This window comes from Arthrobacter sp. N199823 (genome assembly GCF_002929705.1).
Taxonomy (GTDB): Bacteria; Actinomycetota; Actinomycetes; order Actinomycetales; family Micrococcaceae; genus Specibacter.
Map to the genome: position 1 here is coordinate 1 of NZ_PJIN01000009.1, position 20,238 is coordinate 20,238.

The 20,238-nt window shown below is 61.1% G+C and carries 18 protein-coding genes; 12 read left to right on the top strand and 6 right to left on the bottom strand.

Annotation, left to right across the window (positions count from 1 at the left end):
* Positions 1–371: 371 nt before the first annotated feature.
* From CXQ93_RS16130 to xerD, 10 genes are all read left to right on the top strand, one after another.
* Complete coding sequence (locus tag CXQ93_RS16130; RefSeq protein ID WP_104111456.1) at positions 372–860, top strand: SRPBCC domain-containing protein; 489 nt, start codon at positions 372–374, stop codon at positions 858–860.
* A 104-nt stretch (positions 861–964) separates the two neighbouring features.
* Positions 965–3,019 (top strand): hypothetical protein, encoded by a 2,055-nt coding sequence (locus CXQ93_RS21155; protein WP_258069069.1) that lies wholly within the window; start codon positions 965–967, stop codon positions 3,017–3,019.
* A complete protein-coding gene (locus CXQ93_RS16140; protein ID WP_104111457.1) occupies positions 3,009–4,025 on the top strand; it encodes an HAD-IIA family hydrolase in 1,017 nt (338 codons plus the stop codon). Before CXQ93_RS21155 ends, CXQ93_RS16140 begins: the two co-directional genes overlap by 11 nt.
* Positions 4,022–4,213 carry a hypothetical protein gene (locus tag CXQ93_RS16145; protein WP_104111458.1) on the top strand — a complete coding sequence of 64 codons (192 nt, stop codon included), beginning with the start codon at positions 4,022–4,024 and terminating at the stop codon, positions 4,211–4,213. The genes CXQ93_RS16140 and CXQ93_RS16145 overlap by 4 nt, the downstream gene beginning before the upstream one ends.
* Entirely contained in the window at positions 4,210–5,040 is an 831-nt protein-coding gene (locus CXQ93_RS16150; protein WP_104111459.1) for a TlyA family RNA methyltransferase, read from the top strand. The genes CXQ93_RS16145 and CXQ93_RS16150 overlap by 4 nt, the downstream gene beginning before the upstream one ends.
* A 45-nt stretch (positions 5,041–5,085) precedes the next feature.
* Entirely contained in the window at positions 5,086–6,162 is a 1,077-nt protein-coding gene (locus CXQ93_RS16155; protein WP_104111460.1) for an NAD kinase, read from the top strand.
* Entirely contained in the window at positions 6,159–7,886 is a 1,728-nt protein-coding gene (gene recN / locus CXQ93_RS16160) for a DNA repair protein RecN (RefSeq protein ID WP_104111461.1), read from the top strand. The genes CXQ93_RS16155 and recN overlap by 4 nt, the downstream gene beginning before the upstream one ends.
* A 60-nt stretch (positions 7,887–7,946) precedes the next feature.
* Positions 7,947–9,653 carry a CTP synthase gene (locus CXQ93_RS16165; protein ID WP_104111462.1) on the top strand — a complete coding sequence of 569 codons (1,707 nt, stop codon included), beginning with the start codon at positions 7,947–7,949 and terminating at the stop codon, positions 9,651–9,653.
* A complete protein-coding gene (locus CXQ93_RS16170) occupies positions 9,654–10,328 on the top strand; it encodes an NUDIX domain-containing protein (protein WP_374953420.1) in 675 nt (224 codons plus the stop codon).
* Positions 10,295–11,305: a site-specific tyrosine recombinase XerD gene (gene xerD, locus CXQ93_RS16175; protein WP_374953421.1), complete on the top strand. Its 1,011-nt coding sequence runs from the start codon at positions 10,295–10,297 to the stop codon at positions 11,303–11,305. The genes CXQ93_RS16170 and xerD overlap by 34 nt, the downstream gene beginning before the upstream one ends.
* 100 nt (positions 11,306–11,405) lie before the next feature.
* On the opposite strand, the gene xdhC is transcribed toward xerD, so the two are convergent.
* The 3 genes from xdhC to CXQ93_RS16190 are packed head-to-tail and all read right to left on the bottom strand — an operon-like array spanning position 11,406 to position 16,119.
* The gene (xdhC, locus tag CXQ93_RS16180; RefSeq protein ID WP_104111464.1) at positions 11,406–12,206 is read right to left on the bottom strand and encodes a xanthine dehydrogenase accessory protein XdhC; all 801 of its coding nucleotides are present in this window, start codon (positions 12,204–12,206) and stop codon (positions 11,406–11,408) included.
* 2 nt (positions 12,207–12,208) lie between these two features.
* Entirely contained in the window at positions 12,209–14,623 is a 2,415-nt protein-coding gene (gene xdhB, locus CXQ93_RS16185; RefSeq protein WP_104111465.1) for a xanthine dehydrogenase molybdopterin binding subunit, read from the bottom strand.
* Complete coding sequence (locus tag CXQ93_RS16190) at positions 14,620–16,119, bottom strand: xanthine dehydrogenase small subunit (protein WP_104111466.1); 1,500 nt, start codon at positions 16,117–16,119, stop codon at positions 14,620–14,622. Before CXQ93_RS16190 ends, xdhB begins: the two co-directional genes overlap by 4 nt.
* A 318-nt stretch (positions 16,120–16,437) precedes the next feature.
* Here CXQ93_RS16190 and CXQ93_RS16195 point away from each other — a divergent pair, with 318 nt between their 5' ends.
* Together CXQ93_RS16195 and CXQ93_RS16200 are read left to right on the top strand one after the other, a co-directional pair.
* The gene (locus tag CXQ93_RS16195) at positions 16,438–16,938 is read left to right on the top strand and encodes a nucleoside deaminase (RefSeq protein WP_104111467.1); all 501 of its coding nucleotides are present in this window, start codon (positions 16,438–16,440) and stop codon (positions 16,936–16,938) included.
* Between the two features lie 73 nt (positions 16,939–17,011).
* Positions 17,012–17,527: an 8-oxo-dGTP diphosphatase gene (locus CXQ93_RS16200; protein ID WP_104111468.1), complete on the top strand. Its 516-nt coding sequence runs from the start codon at positions 17,012–17,014 to the stop codon at positions 17,525–17,527.
* Between the two features lie 11 nt (positions 17,528–17,538).
* Here the strand turns inward: CXQ93_RS16200 and CXQ93_RS16205 are convergent, their stop codons facing one another.
* The 3 genes from CXQ93_RS16205 to prpB all read right to left on the bottom strand — a co-directional run bounded on the left by CXQ93_RS16205 (position 17,539) and on the right by prpB (position 20,238).
* Complete coding sequence (locus tag CXQ93_RS16205) at positions 17,539–17,868, bottom strand: cupin domain-containing protein (RefSeq protein ID WP_181036190.1); 330 nt, start codon at positions 17,866–17,868, stop codon at positions 17,539–17,541.
* A 267-nt stretch (positions 17,869–18,135) separates the two neighbouring features.
* Entirely contained in the window at positions 18,136–19,275 is a 1,140-nt protein-coding gene (locus tag CXQ93_RS16210) for a bifunctional 2-methylcitrate synthase/citrate synthase (RefSeq protein WP_104111470.1), read from the bottom strand.
* 33 nt (positions 19,276–19,308) lie between these two features.
* On the bottom strand, positions 19,309–20,238 hold the full coding sequence (prpB, locus tag CXQ93_RS16215; RefSeq protein ID WP_104111471.1) for a methylisocitrate lyase: 930 nt from the start codon (positions 20,236–20,238) through the stop codon (positions 19,309–19,311).

Here is a 20,238-nt window from a genome sequence, read left to right on the forward strand (position 1 = left end):
GCTAAGACCCACAGCGCCGATGGTACTGCATTCGTGAGGATGTGGGAGAGTAGGACACCGCCGGACAACACGTAAAAAAAAGGGTCGAGGCCCCACACCAAACACGGTGTGGGGCCTCCCCGCATTTAACAACCCACACCACACACGGCCACCCCAACCAGGGTAGCCACAACTCTTTAACAGCCAGAACCACATCGTCTGTATCCAAGCAAGCCAATGCAACTCAGGATCAGCAACCCATCTATGTATCCGGCGTCGTCAAAGGCGTGGATGAGCCCTCGGCCGTCATTCGCTTGGACCTGCAGGGGTTTAAGGATCTCCATAAGGCGGTGGGGCGGGTCCTTGCCTTACTTGAAGAGTAAGGTTGCCTGATGCACAATCTTTTTTCCCACACCCCTGAGCCGGACTATGTTGCGCCACGTGAGGCCGATCCGTTTGAGCAGTCAGTCACTATTGACGTTCCAGTTGATCAGGCGTTCGACGGTTTCTCTGATTCCGTCCATCTTTGGTGGCCTGTTGTGGAACAGAGTGTGTTTGGGGAAGGTAGCCACGTCGCCATCTTGCGTGACCATTTGGTGGAAGAGTCGGAGGATGGCGAGGAAGTGATTTGGGCGGAGATTCAAGAGTGGGATTCGCCGGGACTTATTAGATTCCATTGGACTCTTGGTGACGAGAACGTGGGTTCCAACGACGTGGACGTAAAGTTTGAAGCCGCAAATGAAAGCATGACGCGCGTAACGATCAGCTGGGAGCAAGTGGTCGATCAGCAAAGCGATTCAGTGAACGCGTTTACTTGTGATTGGTCACTCATCTTGTCCAGATACGCCAGATTCATGGGTGGAGCCGTTCATCTCGACTAGACTAGAGGATGGACCAAGTGGTCCAAGGATTTTTCGTAGAATTTCAATAGTGAAGAGCGGCTGTTACTGTGCCAGTTAGTGCGCTCGAAGGTTTAGGAGTCGGCATGGCTGAGCAGTACGAAGGTAAGCGCGAGGACAATTCACGCGGAAGCGACAACAAGGGTGCAGGCAACCGGCCCTACTCTGATCGCCCCCCGACTAGCGACCGCCAACCGGCGCGCCCGTACAACGAGCGTGGCGGCAACAACGGCCGTCCCGTCGGCGATCGCGATAACCGCGGTGGCCAGGGTGACCGCCCGGCTCGCAGCAACGATCGCCCTTCATACGGTGACCGTCCCGCTCGTTCAGGTGGCGACCGTCCCGCACGCAGCAACGACCGCCCGTCATATGGCGACCGTGACAACCGTGGCGCCGACCGTCCCATGGTCAACGGACGTCGTGAAGACCGCAAGCCTTTCGGTGACCGTGATAACCGCGGTGGCCAGGGTGGACGCCCTAGTGGCGACCGCCCGTCATATGGTGACCGTCCGGCACGTAGCAACGACCGCCCCGCATTCGGTGACCGCGATAACCGCGGTGCTCAGGGTGGACGCCCTAGCGGTGACCGCCCGTCATACGGTGACCGCCCCGCTCGTTCAGGTGGCGACCGTCCCTACGGTGACCGCCCCGCTCGTTCAGGTGGCGACCGTCCCTACGGTGACCGTCCGGCACGTAGCAACGACCGCCCTTCATTCGGTGACCGTGACAACCGCGGTGCTCAGGGTGGACGCCCTAGCGGTGACCGCCCGTCATATGGTGACCGCCCCGCTCGTTCAGGTGGCGACCGTCCTTACGGCGACCGTCCGGCACGTAGCAACGACCGCCCGTCATTCGGTGACCGTGACAACCGCGGTGCTCAGGGTGGACGCCCCAGTGGCGACCGTCCCTCCTATGGTGACCGCGATTCGCGTCCCTCATATGGCAACCGCGACGACCGCCCCGCTCGTTCAGGTGGCGACCGTCCTTACGGTGATCGCCCGGCACGTAGCAACGACCGCCCGTCATTCGGTGACCGCGATAACCGCGGCGGCCAGGGTGGACGCCCCAGTGGCGACCGTCCGGCTCGCGTCAATGACCGGCCGTCATTCGGTGATCGCGAAAACCGTGGACCCCGTGTTGCGCCCGAGCGCAACGCAGGTGACCTGCGCAGCTCCAACCGCCCGGACCGCGACCGTTCACCTCACATCGATCCCGATGTCACCGGTGAAGAGCTGGACAAGGTAACTCGCGCCCAGCTTCGCATCTTGGATTCGCGCAACAACGAATGGGTTTCCAAGCACTTGGTCATGGCTGGCCGTTTGATCGACATCGAGCCGGAGCTGGCCTTCGAGCACGCTCTTGCAGCAAGCCGTCGCGGTGGCCGTTTGGCCTGCGTCCGTGAAGCCGTTGCCATGACTGCGTATGCAGCCGGCAAGTACGGCGAGGCGCTGCGCGAACTGCGCACCTACCGTCGCATCAGTGGTTCCAACGCTCACCTGCCCCTCATGGCGGACTGCGAACGCGGTTTGGGCCGCCCCGACCGCGCCATTGACTTGATCAAGTCAGAGGATGCTGAAACTTTGGACACCGCCGGCAAGGTGGAGTTGGCCATTGTTGAATCCGGTGCTCGTGGAGACCTTGGTGAGATGGACGCGGCTCTGTCTGCCCTGGAAATCCCGCAGCTCGACATGAACCGCGCCTTCTCCTACAGCCCCCGCCTGTTCCGCGCTTACGGCATGGTGCTGCGTGCCGCCGGTCGTAAGGCCGAGGCCAAGAAGTGGGAGCACCAGGCACTCGTTGCCGAGGAGGCCCTGGGCCTCGATGAAGGTTTCGACCAGATCATCATGGATCTCGGTGACGATGAGGAGATCCCCTTGGATTCCCCTCGTGCCCGTGTACGCGTTGCTGACGTCATGGAGCCGGCCACCGCGCCGGTCATGGACGACGCCGCCAAATTGGAGAGCGCTGAGCTCACCACCGATGATGCCGACGTTGAGCAGCAGGACGAGCCGAACGTGGATGACGCTCAGTCTTCCTACTTCGAGTCGGATGATGCTGAATCAGACGCTGACAGCGTGGAGTCAGATGAATTGAACGCCGCTGAAGGCGAGGATTCCGACGAGCGCAGCAGTGAGCGCTGATATCTTGCTGACTGCATTTGATGCGGTGCTGGCGGATCTGGACGGCGTGGTTTACGCCGGTCCGGCCGCTATCCCCGGTGCTATTGACGCTCTGAACGGCCTTGCCGAGAAGAACGTCAAGCTGGCGTACGTGACGAATAACGCCTCACGTACGCCAGCGCAGGTCGCTGCACATTTACGCGACTTGGGCGCTCCTGCCGACGATGACCAAGTGGTCAGTTCCGCCCAGGCGGGCGCTGCCCTCTTGGCCACGAAGTTTCCTGCAGGCTCCAAGGTGCTTGTCACCGGCAGTGCAGCACTCGCGCAGGAAGTACTGGACCTTGGCATGAAGGTTGTTGCCAGTGCCCAGGACGCCCCGGACGTGGTGATCCAAGGTTTTGACCCTGCTCTTGGCTGGGTGGATCTCGCTGAGGCAACTTTCGCGATCAAGGGCGGTGCGGCATGGATTGCCACCAACACTGACATGACCATTCCCCGCGACAGGGGGATCGCTCCCGGTAACGGGACCTTGGTCGCAGCGGTGCGCGCCGCCGTCGGATTTGATCCGATGGTTGCTGGCAAGCCTGAAGCGCCCCTGTTCCATACAGCCGCCAATCGTTTGGGTGCCAAGGCGCCCCTGGTGGTGGGTGACCGACTGGACACCGACATTCTGGGCGGCAACAACGCAGGAATGGCCACGGCCCTAGTCCTGACGGGTGTGGATTCGGGCGAAACTGCGCTGCGCGCTTGCACAGCTGAGCGGCCCACGTTCATCATCCCTACGCTGAAGGAGCTGTACAGCGCCTACCCGGACATTGAGTTCGACGGCGCAACAGTCACCTGTGGTGCCGCTGCCGCGACCGTCACGCGTGGCAGTGACGGCGAGTCCGTGGACACCGTTCACATTGCAGGCACGACCGACGATCCAGATGCGTGGCGGGCCGCGTGTGCCGCGTGGTGGGCTGCAGTGCCCCAAGCGGATGCGGCAACCACGCCAGTCATCACCTGGCACAGCACCTTCCTATGAACGAAGAAATAATCGCAGCGTCCCAGCCCACCGGCGATCCCGGCGTTGACTCGATGGTGGAGCTGGCCGCTCAGGCTGGCCAGCTCCCGGTGGGGGACCACAAAGAGCTATACGCCACCGTCTTAGTGGGGCTGGAAAGCGAACTCAACGCCGACCCCTCCGCCGCACTCAAAGGAGTATCCCCATGACCCGATTGGACCAAGAACTGGTCAACCGCGGCCTTGCCCAGTCACGGACCATGGCCGCCACGTTCATCAAGGCTGGCCGGGTCAGCGTTAATGGCATCACCTCAGCCAAGGCCGCGCACTCTGTCACGGAGCTGATGCTGCTGGAGCTGGCCCCCGGGACGGAAGAGGACTACGTCTCCCGCGCCGGCCACAAACTAGCTGGTGCCCTGGCGCACTTCCCGCAGGTCAGCATTGCCGGCAAGCGCTGCTTTGACGCAGGAGCCTCAACAGGTGGCTTCACTGACGTTTTGCTGCGCAACGGTGCGGCCAAGGTCGCTGCCGTGGATGTGGGGCACGGACAGCTAGTTGAGTCCCTGCGCAACGATCCTCGTGTGGAAGTCTACGAGGGCCTCAACATTCGCTACATGCACCCCGAGGACATGGGTGGTGCCGCAGACCTCACAGTTTGTGACCTGTCCTTCATCTCCCTGACGAAGGTCATGGGCCCCTTGGCCTTGGCAACCAAGGAGGGCGGTGAGCTGCTGCTCATGGTCAAGCCCCAGTTTGAGGTGGGCAAGGACCGCTTGGCCCGCACAGGTGTTGTCAGCAGCGAGAATGAACGACGCCGGGCAGTCGCCCTGGTTGCCGAGTCCGCCGTCGCGAACGGACTGCGTCTGCACGGCATTGGCACCAGTTCCCTGCCCGGCCAAGAGGGTAATGTTGAGTATTTTCTCCTGGCTAGCCGTGAAGTGTCAGGGCCTGCGCCTAAGATCGAAGAACAAGAGCTGGCAGTTCAGACGCTGCTGGCCCAACTGTGGCCCGATGCTCAAGGGGCTGGCAGCAAGTAGTTCAGTAATAAGTTCTCCTGCTACAACGTGATGAGGAAACAGCACATGACACGGCGCGTCTTGATTCTGGCCCATACTGGCCGTGAAGAGTCGATGCTGGCAGCCCTCGAGGCGTGCGTGGAACTTCATGCAAACAGTATTGTTCCCGTCATGTACGCCGACGAACTGGCCGATATGACAGGGTACTTGGGTGTTTCCAGCGTCAACATGGAGATCCTTGACCGGGATGTCACGTTGGCGGACATTGAACTGGTCATGGTTCTGGGCGGCGATGGCACCATCTTGCGGGCAGCCGAGCTGGTCCGTGATTACGATGTTCCCCTGCTCGGGGTCAACTTGGGCCATGTGGGATTCCTGGCTGAGAGCGAACGCGAAGAGCTCATCCAAACCGTCTCGGCCGTGGTTCAGCGCCGGTATTCCGTGGAAGAACGCATGTGCCTAGACGTTATTGTCAAGGTTGCCGGCAAGGTGGTTGCGCACACCTGGGCGCTCAACGAGGTTGCCCTGGAAAAAGGCAACCGAGAACGCATGATTGAAGTCGTCACCGAAGTGGACGGCCGGCCCCTAACCTCCTACGGCTGCGACGGAGTGGTCATGGCCACCCCCACAGGCTCTACTGCCTATGCCTTTTCGGCCGGTGGCCCCGTGGTGTGGCCCGGCGTGGAAGCCTTGTTGATGGTGCCCATCAGTGCCCACGCATTGTTTGCCAAGCCCTTGGTGGTTGCGCCCACGTCCATGCTGGCTGTTGAAGTGTTGAGCCGCAATGGCGCCTATGGTGTCATCTGGTGTGATGGTCGGCGCACCGTGGATCTACTGCCCGGGGCCCGCATCGAGGTCACCCGTTCACCCAAGCCGGTCAAGCTGGCCCGGACCCAGCAGTCCACGTTCTCCGAACGCCTGGTGCGTAAGTTTGAACTGCCCGTGCAAGGCTGGCGTGGGCCCACGCTGGACGAGTCGCCAGCACCCACGTCCCAGCTGCCTATCATCAAAACGCCCAAGCCGAAGTTTCCGTTGGAAGGGCCACCCGCGGGCCACGTCCCACAGGTTCCGGATCTGATGCTCCCGCCCCATGAAACCAGCTATTCGGGGACCACCGGATTCTATGATCAGGACCGCCCATGATTGAAGAAATTCGCATTCGCGACCTCGGCGTCATCTCCGAATCCACCCTTCCGCTGGGGCCTGGCTTGAGCGTTGTCAGCGGTGAAACCGGTGCCGGAAAGACCATGGTGGTGACCGCCGTCGGACTTCTGCTGGGAAACAGGGCAGATGCCGGGGCTGTGCGCAATGGCGCCAAAACAGCTTCCGCGGAGGCCACAGTGACTCTGCCAGCAGGGCATCCGGTACTGTTGCGGGCACTGGAGGCCGGTGCCGAAATTGACGAGTTCGATGGCGGTGCGCAGCTGATTCTGGCGCGCACCGTCAATGCCGATGGGCGTAGCCGTGCGCATGTTGGGGGTCGCAGCGCACCCATTGGCGTGCTCAACGAGATCGGCGATGCCCTCGTTGCTGTGCATGGGCAGTCGGACCAGATTCGCTTGAAAAACCCGTCCGCTCAACGCATTGCGTTGGATAAGTTTGCGGCCGAGGCCAACAAAGGTTTCGCCGCTAAAATGCGCAGCTACAGGGGTGTTTTTGAACGCTGGCGGGCCATCCAGAGCGAATTGCAGGAGTTGCGCTCAGCCAGCCGGGAACGCCTGCGTGAAGCCGAATCGTTGACTACCGCACTGGCAGAGATTGACGCTGTGGCGCCTCTTGATGCTGAGGATGAACTTCTCAAGGCCCAGGCCGTCAAGCTGGGGAATGTGGAGGAACTGCGTAAGGCGACGCTGAGTGCGCATGAGGCGCTCAGTGCTGCCGATTACGGTGACGGTTTAGACGCGGCAACCCTGGTGGATAACGCCAAACGGTTGGTGGAAGCGGTGGCGGAGGCCGATGAGGAATTGGCTCAAACCACCAAGCGCCTCTCCGAGGTGGGTTATTTGCTGGCCGATATCGCCAGGGATCTGGCCAGCTATGCCACCTCGCTGGACTCCGAGGGGCCGGGCCGTTTGGCTGAGGTAGAAGACCGCCGCGGGGAACTGGCTGTTTTGGTGCGCAAATATGCTCCCAGCATTGATGAAGTGATTATCTGGGCCGACGCTGCCCGGGTGCGATTGACTGAACTTAGTGACGACAGTGGCCGGATCGATGCCCTCGACGCTGAAGAGGTGGCTGCCTTGGCGCAGCTGGGCACCCTTGCTGGCGAAGTTAGCGCACTACGGCGCAAGGCCGCCGAGAAGCTTGCCAAGGCCGTCAGTGCAGAGCTGAAAGCTCTTGCCATGCCTGATGCCAGGCTGGTTATTGAGATCACCGCTACTGAACGCAGCATCCACGGCGAGGATGACATTGCCTTCCTATTGGCGCCCCACGCCGGCGCCCTCCCGCGCCCTTTGGGCAAGGGAGCCTCCGGCGGTGAGCTTTCCCGTGTGATGCTGGCGCTGGAAGTAGTGCTGGCCGCCGTGGATCCTGTGCCCACCTTTGTCTTTGACGAAGTTGACTCCGGGGTAGGAGGCAAGGCCGCCGTGGAAATTGGCCGTAGGCTCGCCATGTTGGCCGAACACGTGCAGGTGCTTGTGGTGACGCACTTGCCCCAGGTCGCAGCGTTTGCCGACCAACATATTCTGGTCACCAAGAGTTCTGTGAGCAAAAACTCAACAGGAATAACCACCAGTAATGTCCGGCTTTTGAACTACGAGGAACGGGTGGTGGAATTGGCGCGAATGCTTGCAGGGCAGGAGGATTCAGCCACTGCACAAGCCCACGCCAAGGAACTTTTGGCTCAGGGCGCACGCTCAGCAGGGTAGAACCAGGGGGTGGCAGCGCAGAGATTGCCTGCCGTTCGCGAACGCATATTGGCTCATTAGATGATAGGCTCGAATTCCGTGGTGCAACGATCAAATTCCCGGTTCAGTGGTCAGTCCAAGACGACCAAACACATCTTCGTCACTGGCGGAGTCGCGTCCTCGCTCGGCAAAGGGCTGACGGCTTCAAGCCTCGGCCATCTGCTGCGTGCACGCGGCCTGTCGGTCACAATGCAGAAACTCGATCCCTATCTCAACGTGGATCCTGGCACAATGAATCCCTTCCAGCACGGTGAAGTCTTCGTCACAGACGATGGCGCCGAAACCGACCTGGACATTGGCCATTACGAGCGCTTCCTCGATGAAAACTTGGAAGGATCTGCCAACGTTACAACTGGTCAGGTCTACTCCACAGTCATCGCAAAGGAACGCCGCGGAGAGTACTTGGGCGATACCGTCCAGGTCATCCCGCACATCACCGATGAAATCAAGCGCCGCATGCGCTTGCCCGCTGAAGGCGCCAACCCGCCTGATGTCATCATCACCGAGATTGGTGGCACGGTAGGCGACATCGAGTCCCAGCCGTTCATGGAGTCCGCCCGCCAGGTACGCCAAGACGTGGGCCGCAACAATGTGTTCTTTGCACATGTTTCCCTGGTTCCCTATATTGGCCCGTCTCACGAACTCAAGACCAAGCCCACGCAGCACTCAGTTGCCGCGCTGCGCTCCTTGGGTATTCAGCCCGACGCTCTCATCCTTCGCTCGGACCGGGTCTTGCCCGAGGCCATGCACGTCAAAATTGGCCGTGCCTGCGACGTTGACGTTGAAGCAGTCATCGGTTGCCCCGATGCTCCCAGCATTTACGACATTCCCAAGACCCTTCACTCGCAGGGCCTGGATTCCTACATTGTGCGGGCCCTGGGCCTGTCCTTCAAGGATGTTGACTGGACCAAGTGGGACAAGCTCCTTGAGGTTGTTCACAACCCGGCTCACCACGTTGAAGTTGCCCTGGTTGGCAAGTACATCGATCTGCCGGATGCCTACCTCTCCGTGACCGAAGCGCTGCGCGCCGGCGGTTTCGCCAATGCTGCACGCGTGAAGATCCGCTGGGTCCCGTCAGATGAATGCGCTACGGAAGCTGGCGCCAAGAACGCATTGGCTGACGTTGACGCCATCTGCGTTCCCGGTGGCTTCGGTATCCGTGGTTTGGAAGGCAAACTGGGTGCTTTGAAGTTTGCCCGCGAAAACCAGATTCCCACACTGGGACTGTGCCTTGGTCTGCAAAGCATGGTTATCGAGTATGCCCGCAACGTGGTTGGTCTGGAAGGCGCATCCTCCTCGGAGTTTGACGACAACCCCACCTACCCCGTCATTGCCACCATGGAAGAGCAGCAGGACATTGTGGCCGGCAAGGGCGATCTTGGCGGCACCATGCGCCTGGGTCTCTACCCGGCCGTGCTCACGGAAGGCTCCGTTGTTGCAACAACGTACGGAACCACTGACGTCTCCGAACGTCACCGTCACCGCTACGAAGTCAACAACAAGTACCGGGAGCAGATCGCTGCTGCCGGGTTGGTGTTCTCCGGAACCTCACCCGATGGCAAGCTTGTTGAATTTGTGGAGCTGCCTGCAGACGTTCACCCGTACTACGTCTCCACTCAGGCACACCCGGAACTGAGCTCGCGCCCCACCCGGCCGCACGCCCTGTTTGCTGGCCTGATTGCCGCCGCTTTGAACCGGCAGAACGCCACCCGGCTGCTGGAGGTCTAAGTGACAAACCTTGGTACACCGTCAACGGGGCAGGACTCCGGAACTTTGGCGGACACGTTTAGCCAACGCACCTTGCAGTCCTCCTCGACGGTGTACCAAGGGCGCATTTGGGACATCGTCTCGGATACGTTCAGCCTCACCCCTGAGGCAGAACCTATCACTCGCGACTACATGGCCCATCCCGGGGCCGTGGCAGTTGTGGTGCTCAACGAGCAGAACCAGGTACTGCTGTTGAGCCAGTACCGGCATCCAGTGCAAATGGTCCTGTGGGAGATCCCCGCCGGGCTGCTGGATATTGAGGGTGAGAACTTTGTTGTTGGCGCTGCCCGCGAGCTGGCCGAAGAGGCAGACCTCGTAGCAGCCCAATGGCACGTGCTCACCGACTATTTCACTACCCCTGGATCATCCAGCGAGGCGATCAGGATCTACCTGGCCCGCGGGCTTTCCGAGGTTCCAGAGAACGAACGCCATGTGCGCACCGACGAGGAAGCTGAAATAACCTTCGCTTGGGTCGACGTGGACGAGGCTGCAGACGCGGTTCTGAGCGGCCGCATACACAACCCGTCCGCCGTCGTCGGTATTTTGGCGGCAGCTCAGGCCTCCCGCAACGGGTTCAGCCAGCTGCGCGATGCTAACGCGCCGTGGCCGGAACATCCAGCCCAGCGCGGCCAGTGACCTCGCTCGCACCAACTGGTGCGCCGCCTCTGCCAGTCTCTTCAGAGGTGGAGCGGCTCATCCACGACTATTTGTTGCATGTAAGCGTGGAGCGCGGTCTGGCTCCAAACACCTTGCAAGCGTATGAGCGCGATCTGCGCCGCTATGGACTATTCCTGCAAGCGGCCGGAATTACCCAGGTGGAGCAGATAACGCGCCGCCATATCAGTGAGTTTTCTCAGGGCCTGTCCGACGGCGCCGATGGGGGATCGGCGCTGGGGCTGCGCTCCGTGGCACGCACTGTTGTGTCGGTGCGCGGACTCCACAAATTTTGGGCGCTGGAGGGCATCAGTACCGCCGATCCAGCCACCGACATTCACCCGCCGCAGGCTGGCCGCAGGCTCCCTAAAGCCATCAGTGTGCACGATGTCACCCGCATCCTTGAAGCAGCCGGATCCGAGACCCCTACCGGTCTACGGGACGCGGCCATGTTGGAGTTCTTGTACTCCACAGGCGCCCGCATCAGCGAAGCCGTGGGGCTCGACGTGGATGATCTGGTGCTTCCCGCCGAATCCGAGGACGGACCCTCGCTGGTGCGCTTGTTCGGCAAGGGTTCCAAGGAACGGATAGTACCTATCGGCTCCTACGCCCTGCGAGCCTTGGAAGCCTATCTGGTCCGGGGGAGGCCTGCGCTGGTGGCCAAAGGCAAGGGAACACCTGCCTTGTTCCTCAATGCTCGAGGCGGGCGGATCAGCCGCCAAAGCGTGTGGACCATTCTAAAAACCGTCGCCGAAAAGGCTCAGGTGGATGTTGAAGTCTCACCCCACACGCTGCGCCATTCATTTGCCACCCACTTACTAGAAGGTGGGGCCGATGTGCGTGTTGTTCAGGAACTCTTGGGTCACGCCTCGGTGACCACAACGCAGGTTTACACGCTGGTCACGGCTGAGACCTTGCGTGAAGTGTATGCCGCCGCGCACCCCCGCGCCCTCGGGTAATCCCCGTGAATGCCAAGCCGGCCAGCCTGGACGCGTAACTGGATCCACAGCGTACTGACTCAGTCTCCGGAGTTGAGATTGGGGCACCTGGGCGGCAATTTCAGCCCTGGAGTGACTCCCAGCGGATGGTCAGATCCGCGGCAACGGCAATGGCAATGCTCGCCGGATCCTTGCCCGTGATGGAGGGTAAGCCGATGGGGCTTGTAATGCGGCTGATCTGCTCTCCATCGTGGCCCTCTTCGCGGAGCCTTTTGCAAAATCGCTGCCATTTGCTGTGGGAGCCGATCAGCCCAATATAGGACGGCTGGGACCGCAGTGCAGCCTCGCAAAGAATCAGGTCCTCGGCATGATCATGCGTGAGCACAAGAATGAAGGCCCCCTGCGGAAGCTCACGCAGGACTACCTCTGGGGCTGGCGCGTGATGAACGCTCACCGCGGCCTGGCCTTCAAGCAAAGGCCGCATCCGTTCCGGGGTGACCGCGTCCGGGCGGGAATCGGTGAGCACCAGGTCTACGGGAAGTCTGGCCATAATGTGCGCGATCTCGTATCCCACGTGGCCCATGCCGAAGATGGCCACTGTCCGCCGGGCGCCAAGTACCTCCAGGAGGACACTGACTTCCCCGCCGCAGCACTGCACCCCATGGCGGGTGGCCAGTTTGTCGTTAAGCGCAAAGGTCATCAGCTCCGACGTTCTCTGTCCGGTGGCGATGAGTTCCCGGGCGCGGTCAATCACCTCCGCCTCAAAGTTCCCGCCACCCACCGTTCCCCACGAGTCCTGAACGGAAATAACCATCTTGGCCCCGGTCTCGCGGGGTGAATGACCGCGTATCTGGGCCAGGGTGGCCAGGACAGCAGTTTCATGGTGTTCTCGCAGCAGCGTAACCGCTTCCAGCCAGTCCACGGCTACGGCTCCACTATTGCGGGCCTGGGAATGGCTGTGGCAGCTTCGGTAGAAAAAGGATCCGGCGTTTGCGCCGCAGCTTCGGTGGCTGCTTCGCGCGATTCTTGGACGGCCCAGAAAACAGCTTCCGGTGTTGCCGGGGACGCCAGCGTGACGCTACGCCCCGCCGGGCCAAAGGCAGCAACGGCGGCACGAAGGGCTTCACGCACGCTGAAGGCCAGCATGAAGGGTGGCTCCCCAACGGCCTTGGACCCGTACACAGCGCCCTCTTCTTCGGCGTGCTCCAGCAAATGTACGTTAAATATTTCCGGCATCTCCGAGAAGCTCGGCAGCTTGTACGTACTGGCTGACTGTGTCAGGAGCCGGCCGCGAGTTGGGCCGGTGCCTTCGTCCCACCGGAGATCTTCCAACGTCAACCAACCCGCACCTTGAACGTAGCCACCTTCAATCTGGCCAATATCAACGATCGGGGAGAGGGATTCCCCAGCGTCGTGGACAATATCCACCCGGCGTTGGGAATAGGCGCCGGTGAAGCCATCCACTTCCACCTCGGCCACGGCGGCACCGCAGGCAAAGTATTTGAAGGGCTCTCCTTGCATGGTTTCAGCGTTCCAATGCAGCCCTTCAGTCCGATAAAAGCCGGCAGCCCACAACTGGACCCGCTGCATGTACGCCGCCATGACCACCTCAGAAAAGGGGAAGCTCTTGTTCTTGACGCCCAGCGCGGTCACCGTTCCCTGGGAAATACGGACATCGTGGGATGAAGCGCCCAGCATGCCGCCGGCCACCACGGAAAGCCGCTCCACGATCTGTTCGCAGGCGTTTTTCACTGCCCCGCCATTGAGGTCTGAGCCCGAACTGGCCGCGGTGGCCGAGGTGTTGGGCACCTTGTCTGTGCGTGTGGGGGCAAGGCGGACCGAGGACAGCGGGACACCCAATGCCGTGGCGGCTACCTGCAGCATCTTTGTGTGCAGGCCCTGACCCATCTCCGTGCCACCGTGGTTGATGAGGACCGAGCCGTCTTTGTAGACATGCACCAAGGCGCCCGCCTGATTGAACGCCACCAAGTTGAAGGAGATGCCAAACTTTACCGGCGTGATAACCAGACCGCGTTTTTGATCGGTGTTAACGGTGTTGAACGCGTCAATCTCCTTGCGGCGCGCGGCGAAGTCGCTACGTTCAAATACCTGATTCCACACGGTAGCGATTCGGTCGGCCTGGCGGACAGGCATACCGTAGGGCGTGTTTTGCCCTTCTCGGTAGAAGTTTTTCCGGCGCAACTGTTCAGGTGTCAGACCCAATAACGGGGCGCTGCGGCCAAGAATGTCCTCGATCAGCAACATACCTTGTGGTCCGCCAAATCCGCGGAACGCAGTTTGAGAGGTTTTGTTGGACCGGGCCACACGGCCTTGGACTTCCACATTCGGGATGAAATAGGCGTTGTCCACATGGCAGAGCGCACGGGCCAGCACGGCCTCGGACAAGTCCAAACACCAGCCTCCATCCGAGGTGAGTTGGGCCTTCAAGGCCAGCAACGTCCCATCCTCGGAAAAGCCCACTTCCCAGGTGGTGTGGAATCCGTGCCGTTTGCCGGTCATGGTCATATCCAGAGTGCGGTTTAGGCGCACCCGTACGGGGCGGCCAGTGAGGAGAGTGCCTAGAGCAGCAATGGCCGCAAATCCATGGGATTGCATTTCCTTACCGCCGAAGCCGCCACCCATGCGCAGACTCTGCACGGTGACCTCGTGGTGCGGGCGGTTCAGTACATGAGCCAGAATTTCCTGTGTTTCCGAGGGGTGCTGAGTGCTGCTTTGCACGAAAAGCTGGCCGCCCTCGTCCACGGTGGCCAACGCAGCCTGCGTCTCCAAGTAGAAGTGTTCTTGACCGGAAAACTCAGTGACACCGGCGAGCACCCTGTGCGCGGTGGCAAGAGCAGCCCGAGCATCACCGCGACTGACGGTTTTGGGCGTACCTTGGAAAGAGCCTGCAGCGATGGCGTCGCGCACCGAGATAAGTGAGGGCAATACCTCATAGTCAACAGTGACGGCCGCGGCACCGGCACGGGCCGTGTCCTGATTCTCGGCCAGCACCCAGGCCACTGCATGGCCGTGGAACATGGCCTCGGCCGGAAAGAGCGGTTCATCGCCCTTGCCTCCGCAGTCATTGACGCCTGGCACATCCACTGCCGTGAGCACTCGGACAACTCCCGGAAGAGCCAGCGCCGCCGCGGAGTCAATGGAGCGTATTCTCGCATGTGCGTGCGGTGACTGTACGGGCCAAGCTGTGAGTGCATCCGGGGTACGGGCGGCAATATCGTCGGTATAGAGGGCCTGGCCGGTGACATGCAGTCGAGCACTTTCGTGAGGTACCGGCTGGCCTACGATGGGGTCTCTGAGGCGGTGTGAAAGTGAGCTCATGATGATACCTCCGGTGAGGCACTGTTTTGTGCATACAGTTTGAGCAAGGCGCCGGAGAGCATGAGCGTCCGGTAGCGCGAGCTGGCCCGGTGATCGTCCATGGGGGTTCCTTCGCTCTCCAGTGTTGCGGCGGCGTGCCTGACCGTTTCACGATTCCACAGCTGCCCGGTGAGGACAGCCTCCGTGGCACGTGCTCGAAGCGGGGTTGGCGCCACACCGCCCAAGCCAATCCTCGCCGTCGTAATGACACCCTCATCGATCTGGAGACTGAAGGCCACGGCAACACTGGAAATGTCATCAAAACGCCGTTTGGTGATCTTATGAAAAGCATTGGCGTTGGAACCAGGCAGCGGGATGCGAACCGACTTGATGAGTTCATCGGCTCGCTTGAGCGTGGCACGGTAGCCGGTGAAATATTCCGCCACAGGAAGGACCCGCTCGCCCATGGCGGAGACCAGAACAATCTGGGCCTCCAAGGCAAGCAGGACAGGTGGGCTATCGCCAATGGGGGAGCCGGTGCCAAGGTTTCCGCCAAGGGTTGCCCTGTTGCGAATCAGTCTGGAGGCGAACTGGGGGATGAGCTGAGCCAGGAGGGGCACCCGGTCACCGAGCACGGCTTCAATCTGTGACAACGGTACGGCGGCGCCAATCTCAATCTCTGTGTCTCCACGGTGGATGACGTTCAGTTCGGGGATGCTCTCGATGGCTATGACCAGTGGTGCCCGCCTGGCCCGGATGGTGACCTCCACGCCCCAGTCGGTGCTTCCTGCGACAAGCACGGCGCCGGGGTTCTCGGCCAGCAGGGTTACAGCCTGAGGCAGGGTTGTGGCCCGGATGAAGATTCCGTCGTCCCGCTCGAGAAACGTGGACCGGAATTCTGGTGCGCTGGTGAGCCGACGGCGTGAGATGGCGTCGTCGTCGGCCATGGGCAGCGAAAAAGCTGCGTCGCGGATGGGGCGGTAGCCGGTGCATCGGCACAAATTGCCGCTGAGGGCATGAAGGTCGAAGCCGTTTGGGCCGGTTTCGGGATGGGCGCCCACAGGCTCGCCCGGGGCCGTCGCGCCAGAAACAGGTTGGCGGTCACTTCGGTAGAACTCCGCGGCCATGCTGCACACAAATCCTGGAGTGCAGTAACCGCATTGGGAACCACCCGCTGCCGCCATGGCCGCTTGGACGGGATGCAACTTCGACGGCGTGCCCAGACCTTCTGCCGTTACCAGTTCCTGTCCATCGAGCGCAGCCATGGGAACCAGACAAGACGTGAGAGCACCCCAGCGTGCTCCGCCGGCACGATCCGTCTGGGCCATCAGAATGGCACACACACCACATTCCCCTTCGGCGCAACCCTCCTTGGCGCCGGTGAGCCCATTGACTCGCAGCCACTCCAATGCGGTGGTGTGCGCGGGGGACTGGCCAAAATGCCGCACGGTACCGTTGACGGTGACGGTCGGATCCGTGTCCACCAGGGGGTCGGGTAAGGGGCCGGGGTTGCTCATGGTGATGCTCCAACTTCATTGTCGTAGCAGGCAAAATGGTGCAGCAAACAGTTCTTCTAACACCGAGCGTACATGCCGCGCTGTCCTATGGGTCTGAGCTAGCACGTCCGTGCTCTGATTCCGTGATTCTGCGGTGCAGCAGACGCGCCGTTCACGCGCAACTTGGTCAGCGGGCACGGGGTTGTTAGTCTCAAGCTAAGCGGGCCCAACAGTCCGTTGGCTGCCGCCTGACCACAAGAAATATTCGGCAGGCGCATCATGGCCGGAACAGTTATGGTCCGGTTCCTCTGCATATTCGGCACACAAGGAGCAGCCCTCATGGAAGCATCGCAAGGACCCGATCAGCCTGTGGCCGAACAGTATTTGGCCAAAGCCGTCAAGCTTGCCACAGACAATGTGCTCAACAATGGTGGTCCCTTTGGCGCCATTGTGGTGACGGCCGACGGGCAGGAGTTTGCGGGACTGAACCGGGTCACCGCCACCTTGGATCCCACCGCCCACGCCGAAGTGAGCGCCATTCGCAATGCTTGCCAGGGTGTGGGCAGCTTTGAATTGACCGGAGCCACGCTCTACACCAGTTGCGAGCCCTGTCCCATGTGCCTGGCGTCCGCGTTGTGGGCGAGGATCGGCCGTGTGTACTTCGCGGCAGACCGCCACGATGCGGCCGCTGCTGGCTTTGATGATGCGCTCTTCTACGAGTACTTCGACGCCGGAAATGACGGTGCGCTAATGCCGGTGGCGAAGGCGAGCCCCAGCACCGGCAACGCCGTGGATCCGTTTGATCAGTGGCGGAACAACGAAAACCGGACAGACTACTAGAACCGCTTCTGAGACCGGCTTAGGGGATTGGCTTCTGGGGCCGGCTCGTAGCACTGACAGGTAGGCTGGAATCATGACTGCCGCCGATGTAACCCTGTGTTTCCTGCTCCGTGAGGGTAGCAACGGTCAAGAAGTGCTGCTCGGACTAAAAAAGACCGGTATGGGTGCCGGAAAAGTTGTGGGGATCGGCGGGCACGTGGAACCGGGCGAGAGTATTGTGGCGGCCATCTGCCGCGAAGTGGCGGAGGAAACCTCTCTCACCATCCATCCCATGGATCTGGTTCCCGCTGGGACCGTGGAGTTCGTGTTCCCGGCCAAGCCCGCTTGGGATATGTTCACCACCGTATTCTTGTGCCGAAAGTTCGACGGCGAGCCCCAAGAAAGCTCCGAGATCGCCCCGCGGTGGTATCCGAGCACAGCCTTGCCCCATGCCCAGATGTGGGCTGACGCTGTTCACTGGCTGCCGGCGTTCTTAGCAGGGGAGCGAGGCCACTGGCGCGTTGTGCTGAACCACGACAACGAAACCGTCGCCTCCAGCTCCCACACGGCTCCGCGTGGACAGCTCCCGGTTGACGCGTCCGGCAGCTGAGTTCCCCAGCGCTACGGCTTGGCTACCGTCAACAAGAAGGTGCAATCTTCCAGTGCATTCACAGAGTGCCGGACCAGCGGGACCACGAGGTGGTCGCCAGGGGAGCCTTCCCATGACACGTCGCCAGCCTGCAACACCAGTTTGCCGCTGAGGACCTGCACCGTTGCCTCGCCGGGATTGTCATGCTCATCCAGCGAGCTTCCCGCGGTCAGTGCTACCACCGTCTGACGCAGGACCTTCTCATGCCCGCCATAGACAGTCCGGGCACTGCGACCGCTGTTTTTAGTCTTGGCCGAAGCCAGTAGTTCTCTGGCCAACGCTTTCAGTGATGACTTTTCCACGATGCTCCTTGATGGCGGCTACACGTATATTTCCTCACAGTACCCGCAACCTGGCAAGAAGTGACGAAGCGTTAGTGGGGTAGACCCCAAAAGGTGAGGAAGCGTCGGAAGAAAATGCCCGAAAGGTGATGGAGCGTTTCGCGGGGAGGGGACGACGGCGGGAGCTCACCTTTCCCATGAAAGGTGAGCTCCCGCCGTCGTTCCCCAGCCGTTCCTGCGCCGCTCTCATCGCGAGCACGCTCACAGCGGCCCAGCAGCGAGCCTGGCCTACCCCAGGTGGCGTTCGTCAACGCCGTTGTACGCGCTCAACGGGCGGATCAGCGAGTTGGCGGCGCGTTGCTCCATGATGTGTGCCGTCCAGCCGGTGATCCGGGCGGCGATGAAGATGGGAGTGAACATATCCGTGTCAAAACCCATCAGGTGGTACGTGGGCCCCGCAGGGTAGTCGAGGTTCGGCTTGATGGCCTTGGCCTCGTCCATGGCCTGCTCCAGACCGTCGTACAGGCCCAGCATCTCCGGCCTGTCGAAGTACGCGATCATCTTATCTAGCGCACCCTTCATGGTGGGTACGCGGGAATCGCCGTGCTTGTATACCCGGTGGCCGAAGCCCATGACCTTCTTCTTCTGTGCCAGGGCGTCCTCCATCCAGGCCTTGGCGCGGGCGGCGGCTTCCTCGCGGGATTCCTCCTTGCGGATGCCGATCTCGTCAAAGGTGTGCATGACGGCCTCGTTGGCACCGCCGTGTAGCGGACCTTTCAGTGCGCCAATGGCGCCAGTGACGGCAGAATGCAGATCCGAGAGGGTTGAGGTGATGACTCGGGCCGTGAACGTGGAGGCGTTGAAGGAGTGCTCGGCGTACAGCACCATGGAGACGCGGAACGCATCCACAACTTCCGGTGCGGCTTCTTCGCCAAAGCTCATCCACAGGAAGTTTTGTGAGTAGTTCAGATCGGCGCGTGGTTCCACCAATGCCAAATTACGACGGCGGCGCTGATCGTAAGCGACCACGGCCGGGAACTGCGCGAAGAGCGACTTGGCTTTGGCTAGCTCCGCCTCCGGAGAGGAATCCTCGGCCTGCGGATGAGCCGCGCCCAGAACCGAGACGGCGGTGCGGCCCACATCCATGGGGTGGCAATCCAGCGGCAAGAGATCAATAGCAGTCTTGACGCGCACATCGAGGGCGCGGTTTGCACGCTCAAACGCCTCAAAGTCCGCCAGTTCAGTAGGAGTAGGCAGGTCCCCGTTCCAGAGCAGCAGGGCTACTTCCTCGAAGGACTTCTGGGCGGCCAGTTCCTGTACGGGGTAGCCGCGGTACAACAGCGAGTTTGACTCCGGGTTGACCTTTGAAACCGCCGTGTAATCGGCAATGACGCCGGCCAGACCCTTGCGTACTTCTTCTTCACTCACAGTGAGCACTCCTTCTTCAAACGACGTTGTTGATTAGAGATTCGCGTTATTGGTGGCAATGTCCAGGCTAGGAATCTGAAAATTGAAGATACCCGTATCAAACTGGTTATACGCCTCATAGTCAACCAGATCGTAGAGTCTGGCGCGCGTGAGCATGTCTGGAACGGCAGCTTCCTGCGTGCCATCGGCCGCAATTGCCTCCAACACGCGCTCGGCCGCACCCATAGCACTACGTAACAACGTCACGGGGTAGATGATCATGGCAACCCCGGCCGCCGCCAAAGCGTCACGAGTAAAGAGTTCGCTTTTGCCAAATTCAGTCATATTTGCCAGCACGGGCACGTTGACGGCTTTGCAGACGGCTTCGAATTCGGCCACGGACTTCATGGCTTCGGGGAAGATGGCGTCTGCGCCCGCATCCACCAGGGCCTTGGCCCGGTCAATGGCGGAAGCCAGGCCCTCGACGGCGCGGATGTCGGTCCTAGCCATGATCAGGAAGTTGGGGTCGCGGCGGGCATCGGCTGCGGCTGCTATGCGCTTGACGGCTGTGTCCAGATCCACCATGTTCTTACCGTCGAGGTGGCCACAACGCTTCGGGTTGAACTGATCCTCAATGTGGCAACCAGCCAGTCCGGCATTCTCCAACTCCTGAATGGTGCGGGCCACGTTCATGGGCTCACCAAAACCGGTGTCGGCGTCGATCAGGCACGGCAGATCCGTCATGCGGGCAATCTGGCCGCCGCGCGTGGCCACCTCGGTCAGCGTGGTCATGCCAATGTCCGGCAATCCCAGATCATTGGCGAGGACCGCGCCGGAGATGTACACGCCGTCGAACTTCTTTTCCTCGATGAGGCGGGCCGAGAGCGGGTTGAAGGAGCCGGGGAACTGCACTGCTGCGCCGGGGACCAGCATGGCGCGCAGATCGCGGCGCTTCTGTTCGGGAGTCTTCTTGGCGTACAGCAT

Excerpts from the sequence above, each read along its gene's own strand:
- CXQ93_RS16130 (WP_104111456.1), top strand. The coding sequence starts at position 372 with ATGCACAATCTTTTTTCCCACACCCCTGAGCCGGACTATGTTGCGCCA.
- CXQ93_RS21155 (WP_258069069.1), top strand. The coding sequence starts at position 965 with ATGGCTGAGCAGTACGAAGGTAAGCGCGAGGACAATTCACGCGGAAGC.
- CXQ93_RS16145 (WP_104111458.1), top strand. The coding sequence starts at position 4,022 with ATGAACGAAGAAATAATCGCAGCGTCCCAGCCCACCGGCGATCCCGGC.
- CXQ93_RS16150 (WP_104111459.1), top strand. The coding sequence starts at position 4,210 with ATGACCCGATTGGACCAAGAACTGGTCAACCGCGGCCTTGCCCAGTCA.
- CXQ93_RS16155 (WP_104111460.1), top strand. The coding sequence starts at position 5,086 with ATGACACGGCGCGTCTTGATTCTGGCCCATACTGGCCGTGAAGAGTCG.
- recN (WP_104111461.1), top strand. The coding sequence starts at position 6,159 with ATGATTGAAGAAATTCGCATTCGCGACCTCGGCGTCATCTCCGAATCC.
- CXQ93_RS16165 (WP_104111462.1), top strand. The coding sequence starts at position 7,947 with ATGATAGGCTCGAATTCCGTGGTGCAACGATCAAATTCCCGGTTCAGT.
- xdhB (WP_104111465.1), bottom strand. The coding sequence starts at position 14,623 with ATGAGCTCACTTTCACACCGCCTCAGAGACCCCATCGTAGGCCAGCCG.
- CXQ93_RS16190 (WP_104111466.1), bottom strand. The coding sequence starts at position 16,119 with ATGAGCAACCCCGGCCCCTTACCCGACCCCCTGGTGGACACGGATCCG.
- CXQ93_RS16195 (WP_104111467.1), top strand. The coding sequence starts at position 16,438 with ATGGAAGCATCGCAAGGACCCGATCAGCCTGTGGCCGAACAGTATTTG.
- CXQ93_RS16200 (WP_104111468.1), top strand. The coding sequence starts at position 17,012 with ATGACTGCCGCCGATGTAACCCTGTGTTTCCTGCTCCGTGAGGGTAGC.
- prpB (WP_104111471.1), bottom strand. The coding sequence starts at position 20,238 with ATGCTGTACGCCAAGAAGACTCCCGAACAGAAGCGCCGCGATCTGCGC.